Raw genomic sequence first — 17,849 nt, 5'->3', positions numbered from 1 at the left:
TCGTCCGGCCCGGTGTGCCTCCCCAGCTCGTGATGCAGGATGCAGCTCATGGGGCGAATCTTCCTCAGCTACCACGGGCACGACGAGGGCGGCGAGATCGCGCTGTACCTGCGCGACGCCCTGCTGGCCGCGGGCTTCGAGGACGTGCACGCCTACACCGCGCCCGGTTCCGGACCCGACGTGTCACTGCCCTGGAAGGACAGCCTGCGCCGGGAGCTGCTGGGCGCCGACGCCCTGATCGTCGTGACGTCGCCGGGCTCGTTCTCCGAGTGGTGCATCTGGGAGTCGTCGGTCTTCCGCGAGCGCAAGCCGCACTCGCCGTGCGTCGAGTTCTTCAGCGCGCGGTCGCAGAATCGTGCGGTCCTCAACGACCTCCAGGCACAACGCGTCGATGCCACCTCTCCCGAGTCATTGGCCGCGGCGCGTGACACGGCGTTGAAGGTCCTGGAACACGCGGGCGTCACCAAGGCTGCTCCTCTCTCGTCGCCGTTCCCCGGTTTGAAGGCGTTCGACGAACACCAGGCATCCCTCTTCTTCGGACGCGACGACGACGTCCAACGTCTCGCGGAGCCGTTGCTCGGTCGACGCACGCACGGCGCGATGGCCGTCATCGGTCCGTCCGGTGCGGGCAAGTCATCGCTGGTCCGGGCCGGTCTGATCCCTCTCCTGCGCCGCGAGGGCTGGACGATCATCGGACCGGTGACGCCGTCTCAGGGCGTGCTGCCCGAGATCGAAGGACCGGGCAGACGACTGGTCGTGCTTGACCAGGCCGAGGAGCTCTTAATGAGCGAGTCTGCGGACTTAGTGCGCAGACTCGTGGCAGCAAGCCGTGGCGAGGCATGGGTCGTGTACACGGTTCGCGCTGATTTCCTCGATGAACTCATGCGCCGCGAAGACTTCGCCCCTCTCTTGCGCGACGATTTCCTGGTCACACCGTTGACCAAGGCGGAAATCCCGATGGTCGTGAACGGCCCGTTGCGTTCCTTCGGCTGGAACGTCGACGACTCCGCGTTGGGTTTGATCCAAGAGGACGCGAGCCGCGAATCGTTGCCCCTGTTGGCGTTCGCGCTGGAGAACCTGTGGCGGCACGTGAACCCGGACGGCAAACGCACCCCGAGGCCCATCACACGAGCCGAGTACGTGGCGTCGGGCCGGGTGATGGACGTGCTGCGAAGGCAAGCCGACGAGGCGTTCGCGATGGCCCGTGACCTGGTGCGCGACGAGGACGGTTCGTGGCCGCCGCTGCACGAGGCCGAACGCCGCGTGCTGCGGACGTTGCGCAGGCTGGTCGCGGTGGACGAGTCGGGCAAGTTCACCCGTCGCGCGCTCGCGATGGACGAGGTGCCGGCCGAGGACCGGCGGCTGCTCGACCCGTTCATCACCAACCGCGTGCTCACGGCGACGCGTCAGACCATCGAGGTCGCGCACGAGAGCCTGTTCCTGCACTGGCCGCAGCTGCAGGAGGAGCTGGAACGCGACCACGTCGGCCTGCGCGCCCGGCGTGAGGTGGAGGACATCGCGGCGGACTGGGTCAAGCACCCCGACCAGGTCATCGCGCCGTCACGGCTCTCGTCACTGCTGAACGTGTTGGCACCGAACGACAACCGGTGGCCCGAACTCGAGGAAACGTTGGCAGGGCTGCACTTCTCCGGCAACGCGATGCAGCTGCTGCGCCAGTCGTTGCAGCAGCGGATGAACGACGAGGTGCACAGGTCGGACCGGCTCACCCCGGACGAGGTGCTGCGCGCTCTGGCCGGAGACGACGACGCGGTGCGGTTGCTGCTCCACGCACCTGATCTGACGGGCTGGCGCAGAAGTCTGTTGCGCGCCATAGCCGCAACGCACCTGCACCGCTCGTTCACGGGTCATGAGGACGGCATCTGGGGCGTCGACTGGTCGCCGGACGACACCACCGTCGTGACCGGCTCCAAGGACGGCACGGTCCGGCTGTGGGACGCGGAAACGGGCGCCTGCGTGCACGTCTTCACGCACGGCCGGGAGCGCCACGGCGACGGCCCCGGCTGGGTGCGTTCGGTCGCCTGGTCCCCCAAGGGCGACGTCATCGCGTCCGTCGCCACCGACCTCACGCTGCGGCTGTGGTCGGCGTGGACGCACCAGGAGATCCGGGTGATCAAGCTCCGGCACCGCCCCCGGTCCGTGCGCTTCGACACGGACGGCAGCCGCGTGCTGGTCGCGTGCGAGAACGGCGTCGCTTACCTGTGGGAGGTCGACGGCGGCAGCAACCCCGTCGACGAGATCGTGAACCTCGACAAGCTCGGCAACCCGGTGCCCCTGTGGGACGCCGACATCGCGTCCAACAACCTCGTCGCGAGCGCGCGCGACGACGGCATGATCGACCTGCGCAAACCCGGCGGACCGCGACGGACGACCGTGCAGGTGGCGTCGTCGGCGGTGCGGTCGGTGCGCTTCCACCCGTTGCGTCCGAGGGTGTTCGTGAGCGGCGGCCCGGACGCCAAGGCCGTCGTGAACCACGCGCGCGGGCAACAGGACCTGACCGGGCACCTCGACCAGGTGCACCGGGTCGCGTGGTCACCGGGCGGGTCGCGGATCGCCACGGCGTCGGCCGACGGCACCGTGCGGATCTGGGACGCCGACTCCGGCGCCGACCTGCTGTGCCTGCGCGGCCACCAGCGCGACGTGTGCGACGTCGCGTGGTCGCACGAGGGTGATCGGCTGGCGACGGTCTCCGACGACGGCACGCACCGCACGTGGAAGATCGGCTCCGAACCCGACGAGAACAACTCGATCGACGTGGAGCACCCGGTACGCGCCTTGGCGTGGAGTCCGCGGCACGACGAGCTCACGGTGGGGCACCTCATCGTCGAGCCGAGGCCGTTCGCGGGGTACGGCTACAACCCCGTCGGCGGCAAGTTCTACGACGGCTGGCCGGAGGCGCTGGCGTGGTCGGCCGACGGCGGGCGGCTCGCGATCGGCTGCACCGACGGATCGGTCTCGATCACCGACGGCCTCACGGCCGAGATGCGGCGGCTGACCGACTGGACGGACGCGATCACGGACGTGCGCTGGTCGTCGGACGGCGGTGTGCTGGCCGTGGTGTCCCGTGATCGCGACTGGTCGCCGCGGCTCTACGACCGGTCCGGCGACCCGCTGCCACCGGGAGCGTGGACGCGGCACTCCGGTGTGCTGCGCGCGGTGTCGTGGCATCGCAACCGGCGGGTGTTCGCCGTCGCCGGGGAGGACGACCTGATCACGGTGAACTCGCTGGACCGCACGCTGTGCGCGTTCGGCAGGGGCAAGCGCTTCACCTCCGCCGCCTGGCACCCGGACACGGACCTCCTGGCGGCAGGGTGCACGGACGGCACGGTGGTGCTGCTGCGGATGGACGACTCGCTGACCGAGATAGGTGAGCTGCGCGGCCACACGAACGAGATCAACGCCTTGGCGTGGTCTCCGGACGGCCGCAGCCTGCTGACCGCGTCGAAGGACCGCACGGCCCGCGTCTGGGACCCGTACACGGGCGGCCAGCGCACGGCGTTGATCGGCCACGACGACTCGGTGACCGCCGCGCTGTGGTCCCCGTTCGGCGCGGCCGTGACCGGGTCGCTGGACGGGACCGTGCGGTACTGGAACGTCTCCGACGGGTTCCGGCACCCGCTGTCCGGCGGCGAGGACCCGCTGTGGGAGGCGCGGCTGCGGCTCAGCTGATCCCGTGCTGCGCGAGCGCCTCCAGCAGCACCGGGGTGCGGCGGCCGACCGGGGCCGTCGAGATCTGCGCGAAGCGGAGCCCGGCCTTGACGGCGGCGCCGTCGGCGACCGGGTCGTCGCCGACGAACAAACACTCTTCCGGGCTAACGTCGAACCGCACGCAGGCGGTCTCGAAAGCCCGTGGCGAGGGCTTCGAGACGCCGATCTCGTAGGAGAGCAGGAACGCGTCGACGTCCAGTGATTCCCGGCGGAACAGGGTCCGGATGTCCCACGAGACGTTGCTCAGGACACCCACCTTCAACGGCCTGGCTCTCTCGAGCGCCGCGGCCGTGTCGGCGTACGGCAGCCAGAACGCCGGGTTGTGCAGCCGCTGGAAGACGTCGTCGGTCATCGTGAGCCCTGCCAGCCGGAACAGGGTCCAGTGGGCGGCGCGGTTGGCCAGCGCGGTGAGGTCGCGGGCGTCCCAGACAGCGCGTTCCGCCGCGTTCATCCGCGCCACGAACGGTGCCGGGGCGCGCAGCACCGCGAGGTGCCGCGCCGACAGCCACGGGTGGGTGGGGCGCCCGAAGAGGGTGCCCGCGAAGTCGAAGAGGACGGCCTTGATCACGACACCATGATGCGCAGACCACCCGAGGTTCCCGCACGGGTGAGGAGCGTCACGCCGCTGAATCCGAACGGCACCCAGCCCGCCTCGAACTGCGCGCGCATGGACGTGCCGCGCCGCACGTGCCGCTCGAACGCGTGCGTGCGGACGATGCGCTTGCGGGCGATCTGGCCGTCCAGCGCCTGGGCGGCGGACGCGTCGAGCCACAGGAAGTGCCTTCGGCGGCCGGAGAGGACGCCGGCCCAGAGCAGCATGAACCTGGTGCCCGGGCGGGTGGACGGCTCGTGGACCACCAGCAGGCCCGCGCAGAAGAGCGCGGACCAGAAGACCCGTAGGCGGTGTGTGAGGTGCACGAACACGCGCCAGTACTTGTACGGGAGCGGGATGCGCGGCTCCAGCCAGGTGCGGACCTGGTCGGAGTCGAGGACGGTGACCGGTTCGTCGGCGTCGAGCCGGCTGAGCAGGGTCGTCTTGCCCGCGCCCGGGATCCCGGCGAGGACTACGAGCGAGCGCTTCGGCACTCGGACGACTGCGGTCTGCGTGTTCAGCACGGCGGTCATGTCCTAGAAGACGTCTTGACCATCCTTCTCGTTCAGTTTGGTCCGATTTCGGGCGAAATGCACAGGGTTCTCTTGGATTCAGGGGTCCGGTCAGGGGTGGTGCGGTCGCTTGGGGGTGGGAGGTGCCGCGGCGGGAGAGGGGCGGTGGCGGGGAGAGAGGCGGTGGCGCGTCGGTCAGTTCGGCACGGCCGGGGCGGCGGCGGCACGTGGGTTCGGACGACACGGCCCACGGCAGCGACACCGTGCTGGTGGGCGCGACACGGTCGCAACGGCGGCACCCAGGGTCAAGCGGCACGAGCAGAGCGGCGGCGGCACGTTCGTGGGCACGACACGGCCAGAACGGCGGCGGCGCGTGCGTGCCACACGGGCGGCCTGGTGGTGCGGCCGGGTTGGGTGGGTGACACCGGCCGGAGCGGCGGTGGTGGGCGGGTGGCCGGACACCTCCCCCGGCTCCGTCACCCGCCACCACCGGCCTTGCCCCGGCCGGCCTGCCCGTCCGGTGAGCGGTCTACCCCTCGAAGACGCTCTCCGGACACCACGAAGCCTGCCGGTTCACCAGGGCGGGCAGGAGCGTGAGCACCCGGAGTGGTTGTGCGTAGAGCTACTCAACCTCTACCTGGCCGCGTCGAGCACCGCCCGTTCGATCCGGCGCCGGTCGAGGTCCTCGCCCACGATGCTGAACGAGTCGACGACCGTTGCTCCCAGCGTCGACACGCGCGCCCACTGCACGTCGACGCCGCACTGCTCCAGTGCGCCGGCCACGCGGTGCAGCAGGCCGATGCGGTCGGCGGCTCGGAGTTCGAGCACCACCGCGCCGGTTGCCTCGTCGTCGAACCAGAGGACCTTCGACGGTGGCGGGTCGAGGGGTGGGCCGCCGTAGTCGCGTTCCTTGGCGGCCAGCTTCTCCGCCAGGGGCAGGGAGCCCTCGATCGCGCGGGTGAGCTGTTCGCGCAGGAGTTTGGCGTCCGGCAGGGAGCCGAAACGAGGGGACACCGTGAACGCGTCCACCGTCGCGCCGGCGTGCGAGCGCAACGTCGCCGCGTGCACCTCGAGGGAGTTGAGGGCCAGTACGCCGGCGGCCTTGGACAGCACGCCCGGACGGTCCGGGGCCAGCACCGTCACGACGGCCGCGTGGTCCTGCTTCTCCAGCAGCACGTCGGGCTTTCCCGACGCCGCTACGCGTTCTGCCATCTGCACGTGGGCGGGGTCCAGGGGTTCGGGTTTGGGCAGTGCCTCGCCCGCCATCGCCGTGCGGCAGCGTTTGACGAGGTCGGCCATGAGCGCGGCCTTCCAGTCCGTCCAGACGCCGGGGCCGGTGGCGATGGAGTCCGACTCGGCCAGGGCGTGCAGCAGTTCCAGCAGGACCGCGTCACCGCCGAGGGTTTCCACCACGCGGTGGACGGTCGCCTCGTCTTCGACGTCGCGGCGGGTCGCGGTGTGCGGCAACAGCAAGTGGTGGCGGACCATCATAGACAGCGTTTCGACGTCCTGCGGCCACAGGCCGATGCGTTCGCCGATCTGGGTCGCCAGCGCGGCGCCCACCTCGGAGTGGTCCTGCTGGCGGCCCTTGCCGATGTCGTGGATCAACGCGCCGAGCAGCAGCAGGTCCGGTCGCGCGACCGTCGTAGCGAGCCTGGCTGCGTGTGCGACTGTCTGGACCAGATGGCGGTCCACGGTCCACATGTGCGCGGCGTCGCGGGGCGGCAGGTCCCGCACCGCACCCCACTCCGGGAAGAGCCTGCCCCACAAACCCGTGCGGTCCAACGCCTCCACGACGTCGACCAGGCCGTTGCCGCTGCCCAGCAACGCGAGCAGCTCCTCGCGGGCCTCACGCGGCCACGGTTGGCGCAGTTCGGGAGCGGAGTCCGCGAGACGCGTCAGCGTTCCGTTCGCGATCGGGTGCTTGCTGCGTGCGGCCGCCGTCGCCACACGCAACAACAACGCCGGATCACGGCTCGGAATGGCGTCACGGGCCAAAGACACCTCGGACCCGTGCAGCACAACGCCTTCGTCCAACGGCCTGCGCGCGGGCTGGCCGCGCAGGAAGGCCCCCAGGCCACGTTTCGGTGCCGCGGCACGGGCTCCGCGCATCGCCACGTCGAACGCGTAGACGACGGTGCGTGCGGCGGAGGACAGCGCACGGGCCAATGCGAAGCGATCCGCGAGCCCGAGCGCGGACGCCACCTCGTCGCCGTCTTGCGCGCGCAGCACGTCACGCGGCTTGAGCGCCACACGGCGGAGTTCGGTGCGCACGTCCAACAACAACCGGCGGGCCTCGTCCACATCGGCGGACGGCCGATCAACGACCTGTGCGACCGACAGCGCGTCCAGGATCGTGATGTCCCGCAACCCACCGCGGCCGTGTTTGAGGTCGGGTTCGACGCGGTGCGCGATCTCGCCGCTGCGGGCCCAGCGCTTCTGCGCCGACTCGGCCATCTCGTCCAGCCTGTTGCGGACGTTGGCGCGCCACGCCTGCTTCGCGCCGTCGGCGAGCTTCTGCGTCACCTCGGGATCGCCCGAGATGTGCCGGATGTCCAGCAGCCCCAGGGCGGTGCGCAGATCTCCTGCGGCGACTCTCAGGGCCTCGCCGACCGTGCGGACGGAGTGGTCGAGGCCGATTCCCGAGTTCCACAGCGGGTACCAGAGCTTCTCGGCGATCTCGTCGACGTTCTTGACGCCGTTGTGGACCAGGACGAGATCGAGGTCTGAGTAGGGCACGAGCTCACGCCGCCCCAGCCCACCGACCGCCACCAGCGCGATACCCGATCCGGATATCCCGGCTGCCCCCGCGTGCTTGGTGAGCCAGAACTCGTGCAGGTCCACGAGTGCTTCGCGCAGAGGTTCGGCGGTCAAGCGACGACGACCTGGCACGAGCAGCCGTTCGCGTGCTCGCACCAGGTCGTCAGCCGTGACGACGGCCGTTTCGTTGTTCTCCACGGACCGTCTCCTATGCAGTTAAAGCGCGTCCGATCCACGTTCGCCCGTGCGCACGCGCACGACCGTGTCGACCGAAGTGACCCAGACCTTCCCGTCGCCGATCTTGCCGGTGCGGGCGGCCTCGACCACCGCTTCCAGCACCTTCTCGACGGCGGTGTCGTCGATGACGACCTCGATCTTGATCTTGGGCACGAAGTCCACCGAGTACTCCGCACCGCGGTAGACCTCGGTGTGGCCCTTCTGGCGGCCGTAGCCCTGCACCTCGCTGACGGTCATGCCCAGCACCCCGAGCTGTTCGAGGGCGCTCTTCACGTCGTCGAGCGTGAACGGCTTGATGATCGCGGTGACCAGCTTCATGACTTGTTGCTCCCCTCAAGGACCGCGGACGCACCCGCGGCCACGCTCGGCTTGCCGACGCCCCGAGCGCTGGTCAGGCTGCCGTACTCGTACGCGCGCTCAGCGTGCTCCGACTCGTCGATGCTCGCGACCTCGGCCTCTTCGGTGGCCCGGAAGCCGACCGTGAACTTCACCAGGTAACCGAGGGCGAGGCTCAGCACGAACGAGTAGCCGAGCACCGCGAACGCGCCGACCGCCTGGCGCCACAACTGGTCGAAGCCGCCGCCGTAGAACAGGCCGTTGATCTTGGCCGGGGCCGCCTCGCTGGCGAACAGGCCGATCAGGATCGTGCCGGACAGACCACCGACGAGGTGCACGCCGACGACGTCGAGCGAGTCGTCGAAGCCGAAGCGGTACTTGAGCGACACGGCCAGCGCGCACAGCACACCGGTGATCGCGCCGATCGCGATGGCGCCGATCGGGGTGACCGCGGAGCAGGCGGGCGTGATGGCGACCAGACCGGCGATGATGCCCGACGCGGCACCGAGGGTGGTGGCCTTGCCGTCGCGGATGCGCTCGGTCAGCAGCCAGCCGAGCATCGCGGCGCAGGTGGCGACGATGGTGTTGACGAACGTGACGCCCGCGGTGCCGTTGGCGCCCAGGGCGGAACCGGCGTTGAAGCCGAACCAGCCGAACCACAGCAGACCGGCGCCGAGCACGACCAGCGGCAGGCTGTGCGGCTTCATGGGCTCCTTCGGCCAGCCGACGCGCTTGCCGAGCACGATCGCGAGCGCGAGACCCGCCGCACCGGCGTTGATGTGCACCGCGGTGCCACCGGCGAAGTCGATCGCGAGGAGCTTGTTGGCGATCCAGCCACCGGGGTCGATGACGTTGCCGGCCTCGTCCTTGCCGTCGAAGTCGAACACCCAGTGCGCGACCGGGAAGTACACGATGGTCGCCCACAGACCCGCGAACAGCAGCCACGGGCCGAACCGGGCGCGGTCAGCGATGGCGCCGGAGATCAGCGCGACCGTGATGATCGCGAACATGGCCTGGAACGCCACGAACGCCGTCGTGGGGATCTTGCCGAACAACGAGTCCGCGCCCAGCAGCCCGTCGAGGCCGAAGAACTCGAACGGCTTGCCGAGCAGGCCTCCACCGAGGTCCGCGCCGAATGCCGTCGAGTACCCGTACAGCACCCACAGGACACCGACCACGGCCATCGCGCCCAGGCTCATCATCATCATGTTGAGCACGCTCTTCGAACGGACCATGCCTCCGTAGAAGAAGGCAAGGCCCGGCGTCATCAGCAGCACCAAGGCGGCGCTGGTGAGCACCCAGGCGGTGTCCCCTGTATCCACTTCGACCTCCACTGCACGTCGGTTGCAGGGAGCATCGAGATGTCCTGTTTCACCCGTCCGCGCCCAACGTTTCGCGGAGGTGAACTAAGGGTCCGACGGTGTTACGTCCGCGTTTCACGGCGTTCACGGTCACGATTCGGCCACCTCACGGGCACAAACCGACTACCCCGGGTCCACGCGCGTCGTGATGGCCGCGGCGCAGCACCATGCCCCCGGCGAACACACCGGGGGCATGGCTGCTGACCTGTGCTAGCGGACCGAGAACGGACCAACGGGCGCCGGCTTGGCGTCCGCGGACATGACCTGCTGAGCAGGCGGCTCGACGGCGGCACAACGCGTGCCGTTGCGCGGCAGCTTCAACGACACCAGGTACTCGTCGTTGATCTTCAGCGTGCACTCGCTGCGGTCGTAGACGCCGTGGCCCCAGCCTTCGTAGGTCACGAAGACCGTGGTGTCACGCGACTGGCGGTGGGCGTTGACCGCCCACTCGTAGACCGTCGCCGGGTCGTGCTTGGCGTTGGTCAGCAGGATCTTCGGCGCGTGCTTGATGTTGAGCGGCCGCTGCGGGTTCGTGGCCTTCGGGAACCCGACGCAGCCCATCATGGCGCCGTGGCCGAGCGACGAGCCGCGGGTGTTCGGCGCGACGCGGTTCTCCATGTTGTTGAGCGCCTGGTACTCGCCCCACGAGCCGACGCGGAGGTTGTAGTCGTTGCAGAAGATGCCCGCGAACGGGTTCTCGAACGTCTCACCCGCGGCGAACCTGGCCGGCGCCGGAGCGCCGTTGACGAGCGTCGCGACGTAGTCGGCGAACGGCTTCCAGGCCGGGCCGTAGCCCATGCCCACGACGCCGCCACCGAGGTTCTCGGCGGTGATGACGCGGCCGTTCTCGTCCTTGAGCTCACCGCGGTCGGCCTTGGCGAGCAGGTCCTTCCAGATCTTGCGGAGGTCCTGGCCGTGGAACGGCGACGAGGCGTCGCGGTCGTTCCACTTGACCCACTCGTCGAAGACGTCCTCGGCACCGCGCGCCTCGGTCTCCAGGAACTTCCACGTGCCGAGGCTGTGGTCCATGTTGGAGTCGATGATCATCGCGCGGATGTTCCTGCCGTACTGCTCGGCGTAGTGCTGGCCCATGATCGTGCCGTACGAGACGCCGTAGTAGTTGATCTTCTTCTCGCCGAGCGCGCGACGGATCGAGTCGATGTCGTTCGCGACGTCGCGCGTCGAGGCGTGGTCGAAGATCGCGCCGGAGACCTTGCGGCAGTCGGCGCGCAGTTCCTTGTTGAACGCGACGAGCTCGTCGAACTCCTCGCGCGTCTTCGGGTAGTCGGACGGCTGGCGCTGGAGCACCTCGGCCGAGCACTTGATCGGCGCACTGCGCGCCACACCACGCGGGTCGAACCCGATGATGTCGAACTTGTCGGAGATTTCCTTGCTGAAGTAGCGGTCGGCGTACATCGAGAAGTCGACGCCGGACCCACCGGGACCACCCGGGTTGATGACCATCGCGCCGATGCGCTTCGACTGGTCGGTGGCCTTTCTGCGGGACACGGCGAGCTGGAACTTCTCGCCCTTCGGCTTCGCGTAGTCGATCGGCAGCTCGAGGAAGCCGCACTCGACCGTCGGCACCTCCGCACACGGCTTCCAGTCGACCGATCCGACCTTGAACTCAGGCTGCCCCTGCCCCTCAGGAGCGGCGGACGCGATCTGGGTCGCGCCCAACACCAATGCAGAACTCGCGAGGGCGGCCGCGAAGGCACGCACCGTCGGTTGCATGGATTTCCTCCCTAGATCCCCGAACTTGCGGAGGGAACGCTTCCACCGCCCGGTGAGACGGACAACCGACCTCGGTAGGGAACAGAATCAGCCTGTAGTCGTACAACCACGCTGGGTTTAGCCGTTTCGGCGCAACGAGTTCCGGTACGCGGCAGTTTCAGCGACAACAGGTAGTCGTCGTTGATCTTCCGGGTGCATTCGCTGCGGTCGTAGACGGTGTGCCCCGAGCCTTCGTAGGTCACCAACACCGAGGTGTCGCGAGTCTGCCGGTGCGCGTTGACCGCCCACTCGTAGACCGTCGCCGGGTCGTGCAGCGAGTTCGTCATGAGGAACTTCGGCGCGTGCTTGATGTTCAACGGCCGCTGCGGGTTCGAGGCCTTGGGATAGCCCGCGCACGACGCGAGGAAGAAATGACCGAGCGCGTTGCCGCGGGTGTTCGGCGACAGCCGGACGTTCATGGCGTTGATGGCCTGGTACTCGCTCCACGAGCCGATGCGCACGTTCCAGTCGTCGCAGAAGACCGCCGGTTCCGGGTAGTTCACCAGTTCGGACTTGCCGAACGACCGGGTCGCCGGAACGCCGTTGACCAGCGCGGCGATGTCGTCGGCGAACCACTTCCAGTCCGGGTAGTAGCCCATGCCCTGCACTCCGGCGCCGAGCGCCTCGGCCGTGATCACGTTGCCCAGCGGGTCCTTCAGCTCGCCGCGATCGGCCCTGGCGAGCAGGTCCTTCCAGATCCGGCGGAGGTCCTGGCCGTGGAACGGCGACGCGGGGTCGCGGTCGTTCCACTTGACCCACTCGGCGAACACGTCCTCGACACCGCGCGAGAGCGTCGCGGCGAACTGCCAGGTGCCGAGGCTGTGGTCCACGGTGGAGTCGCTGACCATCGCGCGGAGGTTGCGGCCGTAGAGCTCGGCGTACTGCTGGCCCATGAACGTGCCGTACGAGACGCCGAACCAGTTGATCTTCCGCTCACCGAGTGCGCGGCGGATCAGGTCGATGTCGTGCGCGACGTCCGTCGTCGACACGTGGTCGAAGAGCGCGCCGGAGACCTTGCGGCAGTCGGCGCGCAACTCCTGGTTGAACGCGACGAGCCGCTCGAACTCGGCCCTGCTCTGCGGGTAGAGCGACGGCCGCTTCGCCAGCACGTCCGCCGAGCACCGGATCGGCGCGGACCTCGCGACACCGCGCGGGTCGAACCCGATGACGTCGAACCGGTCGGTGATCTCCTTGCTGAAGAACCCCTCGGCCCGGAACGAGAACTCGACGCCCGACCCTCCCGGACCACCGGGGTTGATGATCATCGCGCCGATCCGCCGGGACGGGTCACCCGCCTTGCGCCGCGACACGGCGAGCTGGAACTTCTCCCCGCGCGGCCGCGCGTGGTCCACGGGTAACTCGAGGAAGCCGCACTCGATCGCCGGAGCCTCGGCGCAAGGCCGCCAGGCGATCGAGCCGACCTCGAACCCCGGTCTGTCCGGTGCCGCGACGGCGACCTGGGCGCTGCCCAGCACCACCGCGGCACTCGCCAGCACAGCGCCGAAAACGCTTGCCCGCATGGATTTCCTCCCGATGCGAAAGATTCAGGGAGGAAGACCGTGACATCAGCGCGTCGTATTGGTCCAGACCTTCTCAAGGTGTGACACGCCGTCCGCGGTCAACGTGCCGAAGACCCGCAACCGGGCCATGCCACCGTCCGGGTAGATGTCGAGGCGCACGGCCGTGGCCTCCTTCGGGTCCACGACGAACCTGTGCCGCGTGTCGGGCTGCAGCCGGGTGCGCGGGAGCAGGTCGAACCAGGCGTCCGGGTCCGTGCGCTCGTCGCAGCCGCGAACGGACGCCCAGCCCGGCGCGTTGCCCTTGAAATGGCTGGTGTCGAGTTCCACGAGCTGCACGACGCCCGGTGCGGCGAGCCGCAACGACACCCAGTCGTTGCCGTCGTCACGGCGGCGCGCGGTTTCCCAGCCCTCCCCCATGACCGTGGCCTGGCCAGGGGCGATGAGGTTGTTGGGCGAGCTGTAGAACATGTTGCTGCACCCGGTGACGACCGCGCCGTTCTCCAGCGCGGCGAGGTCGACACCGCCCACGAGCAGACGCGGGTCCGCCAACGGTTCGCCGTGCACGCGCAGACGTGCCACACCGCCGTCGGGGTCGATCGTCAGCCGTACGTGCGTGACGCGACGGCCTTCGCGCACGTCGAAGAAGTGCTTCTCGTCGCCCTTCAACGCCGTGCGTTCGACCAGCGGGAACCAGTCGGTGATCTCCTCGGCGGACGGGTAGCCGTCGACCTGGGCGCCCTCGACCCAGCAGAACGGCGGGTAGTTGCCCTTGAAGAACGCCGTGTCGACGACGACCCCGCGCACCACGCCGGGCATGCCGAGCCTGATCACGGCCTGGTCGACGCCCGCCTCACGGCGCCGCCGGGTCTCCCAGCCGTCGTAGACCTGGCCTTTGTGGCCGAAGGTGTAGGTCTGGTAGACCGGCTCGGCGGGCTTGATCAGGTTCTCCCGCTCGGCGAACAACTCGTCGTTCGCCCAGACCACACCACCTCCGACCGCGCGCGAGGCGAGATCGGGCAGCCGGGTCCACTCCGTCATGCTTCTCCTCTTCTGAGCAACTTGCCTTGGGTTGAGCTGATCTCCTTGCCACGCAACCACGTTTGCCGGACGACGCCGTGCAGCGAGCGTCCGTGGTACGGCGTGACGGGGTTGCGGTGGTGGAGCTCGTCCTTGTCCACCACGAAGGTCTCGTCCGGTGCGAAGACCACGAGGTCCGCGTCCTTGCCGACCTCGATGGCGCCCTTGGACTCCAGCCCGACCTGCCGGGCCGGGTGCGTCGCCATCCAGCGGACGACGTCGGTGAGCTGGAACCCGCGGTCGCGCGCGCCCGTCCACACCGCCGGCAGGCCGAGCTGGAGCGACGCGATGCCGCCCCACGCCGTGGCGAAGTCGCCTGCCTTGAGCTCCACCGTGCTCGGCGAGTGGTCGCTCACGACCAGGTCGATCACGCCGTCGCGCAGGCCCTGCCACAACGCCTCGCGGTTCTCCGCCTCCCGGATGGGTGGGCAGCACTTGAACTCCGTCTGCCCGTCGTGGATCTCCTCGGCGGTGAACGTGAGGTAGTGCGGGCAGGTCTCGGCGCTGATCGGCAGGCTCTCGCGCTTGGCGGCCTCCAGGATGGAGAGCGCGTCCGACGACGAGAGGTGCAGGACGTGCGTGCGCGCGCCGGTGCGTCGGGTCAGCTCGACCACGTCGCTGATCGCCTTGTTCTCGGCCTCACGCGGCCGTGACGCGAGGAAGCCCGGGTAGTCCGGTTCGGACTCACGGACCGTGTGCGCGTCCTCGGCGTGCACGATCGTCAACGCGTCGAGCGTCGCCAGTTGCCTTAGCGCCGTTTCGAGTTCGGTGGTGGTGACCGCCGGGAACTCGTCCACACCCGAGTGCAGCAGGAAGCACTTGAAGCCGAAGACGCCGGCCTCGTGCAACGGCTTCAGGTCGGCGAGGTTGCCGGGGACGATGCCACCCCAGAACCCGACGTCCACCGAGACGGTGGCCGCCGCCTTGCGCTTGATCTCCAGCGCCGCCACCTCGACCGTCGGCGGGATGCTGTTGAGAGGCATGTCGATGATCGTCGTGACGCCCCCGGCCGCGGCCGCGCGCGTCGCCGTCTCGAAGCCCTCCCACTCGCTGCGACCAGGGTCGTTGACGTGCACGTGGGTGTCGACGAGGCCCGGCAGCAACACCTCGTCGTCGGCGAGGTGCACGACGTTCGGCGAGTCGATGTGCGGCTCGACGGCGACGATCCTGCCGCCGGCGACACCGACGTCGCACGCGATCTCGCCCTGCGGGGTGACGACCCTGCGGCCGCGGAACACCAGGTCCATGCCACTCACTGTGACACCCAGTCGCGTGCGATGCGACCGCCGAGAACCTCCAGCAGGGGTTCGGCCCGCACCATGCACCGGGTGAGGTCCGGTTCGACGTCCGACAGCGCGTAGGCGGCCTTCAACCCCAGGTCACCGGGTTCGACCGAGCACTGCCCCGCCACCGCGACCACCGGCACGTCGCCCGAGGCCCTGACCACGCCGTACGGCGCCTTGCCGTGCCTGGTCTGGGCGTCCAGCGACCCCTCGCCGGTGATCACCAGCGACGCGTCCCGGACGGCCTCGGCGAAGCCCGCGAGTTCCAGCACCACCTCGATGCCCGGCCGGAACCGCGCACCCAGCACCGCGAGGGCCGCGAACCCGATGCCGCCCGCCGCACCCGCGCCGGGGCGTTCGGCGTGCTCGGGCCCGATCAGGTCGGCGAACGCGCTGAGCCGGCGTTCGAGGACCTCCACCTGCTCGGGTGACGCGCCCTTCTGCGGTCCGTAGACCGCGGCCGCGCCGGACGGGCCGAGCAGCGGGTTGTCCACGTCCGAGGCGAGCACCAGGTCGACGCCGTCGAACGACGTCGAGCCGAGCGCCTCCAGCATGCCCGCGCCGCCGTCCGTGCAGGCGCTGCCGCCCAGGCCGAGCACGATCGTGGTGCAGCCGACGTCCAGCGCGGCTTTCAGCAGCTCACCGACTCCGCGGCTGGTGGCGTCGAGCGGCGCGGGCCGCTCCAGCAACGTCAGCCCGGCCGCCGAGGCCACCTCGACCACCGCGGTCCCGTCCTGCACGGCGAACGACGCGGGCACCGGCTTGCCGACCGGTCCGGTGACCCAGCGCCCGACCTTGAGGAACCCGGCGGCGACGGCGGCGTCGACGGTGCCGTCGCCGCCGTCGGCCACCGGGAGCAGGCGCACGTCCACGTCCGGGGCCGCCTCCCGCAGGCCGCGCGCGACGGCGGCGGCGACCTGCGGGGCGGTGAGCGATCCCTTGAACTTGTCCGGCGCGACGATCACGTGACTCACGGGATGGGCTCGAATTCCTTCATCGCGGCGATCGAGGTGCCGTTCGCGGTGTTGCCCTCGCGTTCGATCATGATCTCCACGAGGACCGGGCGGCTCGTCCGGTCCGCTTCCTTGCGCGCCCACTCCAGCGAGGCGCGGATCTCGCCCGGATCGGCGACCCGGATGCCGGAGCAGCCGTAGGCCTCCATGATCTTCACGTTGTCCGAGCCCGTGGTGTCGTAGTGGATGTCGACCTCGTACTTCATGTCGTAGCCGCCGTGGTCCTCGGCCATCCGGATCAGGCCGAGGTACTCGTTGTTCAGCATGATCAGCACGAACGGCACGTCGTACTGGGCGCCGACCGCGAGTTCCTCCACGAGGAACTGGAACGAGTAGTCGCCGACGACCCCGACGACCTCGGCGTCCGGCCTCGCCTTCTTCACGCCGATGGCCGCCGGGATCTCCCAGCCGAGCGGTCCCGCCTGGCCGCAGACCTGGTAGTGGCGCGGCTTGTGCGCCTTCTGGTGCTGGCCGGACCAGATCTGGTAGAGCCCGATGGCCGTGACGAAGTAGGTGTCCGGGCCGTAGAACTCGTTGATCTCCTTGAACACCCGCGGCGCCTTGACCGGCACGGTGTCGAAGTCCTCGCGCCGCAGCAGCGTGCGCTTGAGCTCCTGGCACCGCTCGACCCAGCCGCCCTGCTCCCGGGGTCCGTGCTGCTTCGCCTTGTCCAGCAGGGCCTTCAGGAACAGCTTGGTGTCGGCGACGATGCCGAGGTCGGGGCCGAAGACCTTGCCGATCTGCGTCGGCTCGACGTCGACGTGGATGAACTTGCGGTCACCCCGGTAGGTGGCGAGATCGCCGGTGTGCCGGTCGCCGAAACGCGCGCCCAGCGCCAGCACCAGGTCGGACTCCAGGAACGACGCGTTGCCGTAGCGCTGTGAGGTCTGGATGCCGGTCATGCCCGCGTACAGCGGGTGGTCCTCGTCGATCGCGCCCTTGCCCATCAGGGTCGCCTGGATCGGGATCTGCAGGAACTCGGCCAGCTCCAGCAGCTCATCCGACGCCTCGCCGAGAATGACACCGCCACCGGCGAGCAGCAGTGGGCGTTCGGCGGCGAGCAGCAGCTCCAACGCGCGCTCGACCCGTGCGTCACTCGGAGCGCTCTTCGGCACCGGCAACGGTTCGTCGATCGTGGAGTCCCACTCGATCTCCTGCTTCTGCACGTCGATCGGCAGGTCGATCAGCACCGGGCCCGGCCGTCCGGAACGGGCGATCCGGAACGCCTCGCGGAAGATCCACGGCATCTGCGCGGCTTCCTTGACCTGCACCGCCCACTTCGTGACGGGGGCGGCGATCGAGACGATGTCGACGGCCTGGAACGCCTCCTGGTGCAGCTTGGAGACCGCGGCCTGGCCGGTGATGCACAGGATCGGCACGGAGTCGGCCTGCGCGGTGTAGAGGCCGGTGATCATGTTCGTGCCGGCCGGGCCGGAGGTGCCGATCGCGACGCCGACGTTGCCGGTCGTGCGCGACCAGCCGTCGGCCATGTGCGTGGCGCCCTCCTCGTGCCGGACGATCAGGTGCTCGATGCCGCCGTCTTCCTCCATCGCCTTGTACAGCGGGAGGATCGCGGCGCCGGGGCAGCCGAACACGACGTCGATGCCCTCGGACTTGAGGACCTCGACGACCGCCTGCATGACGGGGACCTTCGGCATG

Annotated in this window: 12 protein-coding genes; 1 reads left to right on the top strand and 11 read right to left on the bottom strand. The window is 69.5% G+C overall.

Features of this window, described 5'->3' with window-relative positions; translation table 11 throughout:
- Positions 1-48: 48 nt before the first annotated feature.
- Positions 49-3,687, top strand: coding sequence for an nSTAND1 domain-containing NTPase (locus tag QSK25_RS38720; protein WP_285645866.1), 3,639 nt, complete (start codon positions 49-51; stop codon positions 3,685-3,687).
- On the opposite strand, the gene QSK25_RS38715 is transcribed toward QSK25_RS38720, so the two are convergent.
- From QSK25_RS38715 to gcl, 11 genes are all read right to left on the bottom strand, one after another.
- Positions 3,680-4,294: an HAD family hydrolase gene (locus tag QSK25_RS38715; protein WP_285645865.1), complete on the bottom strand. Its 615-nt coding sequence runs from the start codon at positions 4,292-4,294 to the stop codon at positions 3,680-3,682. The genes QSK25_RS38720 and QSK25_RS38715 overlap by 8 nt on opposite strands.
- On the bottom strand, positions 4,291-4,851 hold the full coding sequence (locus tag QSK25_RS38710) for an AAA family ATPase (protein WP_285645864.1): 561 nt from the start codon (positions 4,849-4,851) through the stop codon (positions 4,291-4,293). Before QSK25_RS38710 ends, QSK25_RS38715 begins: the two co-directional genes overlap by 4 nt.
- 612 nt (positions 4,852-5,463) lie before the next feature.
- The gene (locus tag QSK25_RS38705) at positions 5,464-7,788 is read right to left on the bottom strand and encodes a [protein-PII] uridylyltransferase (protein WP_285645863.1); all 2,325 of its coding nucleotides are present in this window, start codon (positions 7,786-7,788) and stop codon (positions 5,464-5,466) included.
- Positions 7,789-7,806: 18 nt separating this feature from the next.
- Positions 7,807-8,145: a P-II family nitrogen regulator gene (locus QSK25_RS38700; RefSeq protein ID WP_253323279.1), complete on the bottom strand. Its 339-nt coding sequence runs from the start codon at positions 8,143-8,145 to the stop codon at positions 7,807-7,809.
- Positions 8,142-9,485 (bottom strand): ammonium transporter, encoded by a 1,344-nt coding sequence (locus tag QSK25_RS38695; protein ID WP_285645859.1) that lies wholly within the window; start codon positions 9,483-9,485, stop codon positions 8,142-8,144. The genes QSK25_RS38700 and QSK25_RS38695 overlap by 4 nt, the downstream gene beginning before the upstream one ends.
- Positions 9,486-9,734: 249 nt before the next feature.
- Positions 9,735-11,258 (bottom strand): alpha/beta hydrolase, encoded by a 1,524-nt coding sequence (locus QSK25_RS38690; protein WP_285645857.1) that lies wholly within the window; start codon positions 11,256-11,258, stop codon positions 9,735-9,737.
- A gap of 11 nt (positions 11,259-11,269) precedes the next feature.
- On the bottom strand, positions 11,270-12,817 hold the full coding sequence (locus tag QSK25_RS38685) for an alpha/beta hydrolase (RefSeq protein WP_285645856.1): 1,548 nt from the start codon (positions 12,815-12,817) through the stop codon (positions 11,270-11,272).
- 45 nt (positions 12,818-12,862) lie between these two features.
- Positions 12,863-13,855, bottom strand: coding sequence for an allantoicase (alc, locus tag QSK25_RS38680; RefSeq protein ID WP_285645855.1), 993 nt, complete (start codon positions 13,853-13,855; stop codon positions 12,863-12,865).
- Entirely contained in the window at positions 13,852-15,141 is a 1,290-nt protein-coding gene (gene allB, locus QSK25_RS38675) for an allantoinase AllB (protein ID WP_285645853.1), read from the bottom strand. The genes alc and allB overlap by 4 nt, the downstream gene beginning before the upstream one ends.
- Before the next feature lie 5 nt (positions 15,142-15,146).
- Positions 15,147-16,151, bottom strand: coding sequence for a glycerate kinase family protein (locus QSK25_RS38670; protein ID WP_285645851.1), 1,005 nt, complete (start codon positions 16,149-16,151; stop codon positions 15,147-15,149).
- The gene (gene gcl / locus QSK25_RS38665) at positions 16,148-17,848 is read right to left on the bottom strand and encodes a glyoxylate carboligase (RefSeq protein WP_285645849.1); all 1,701 of its coding nucleotides are present in this window, start codon (positions 17,846-17,848) and stop codon (positions 16,148-16,150) included. Before gcl ends, QSK25_RS38670 begins: the two co-directional genes overlap by 4 nt.
- Between the last annotated feature and the right edge of the window lies 1 nt (position 17,849).

The organism is Lentzea sp. NBRC 102530, from assembly GCF_030269365.1.
GTDB lineage: Bacteria > Actinomycetota > Actinomycetes > Mycobacteriales > Pseudonocardiaceae > Lentzea.
This window is presented reverse-complemented; position numbering and strand designations above follow the sequence as displayed.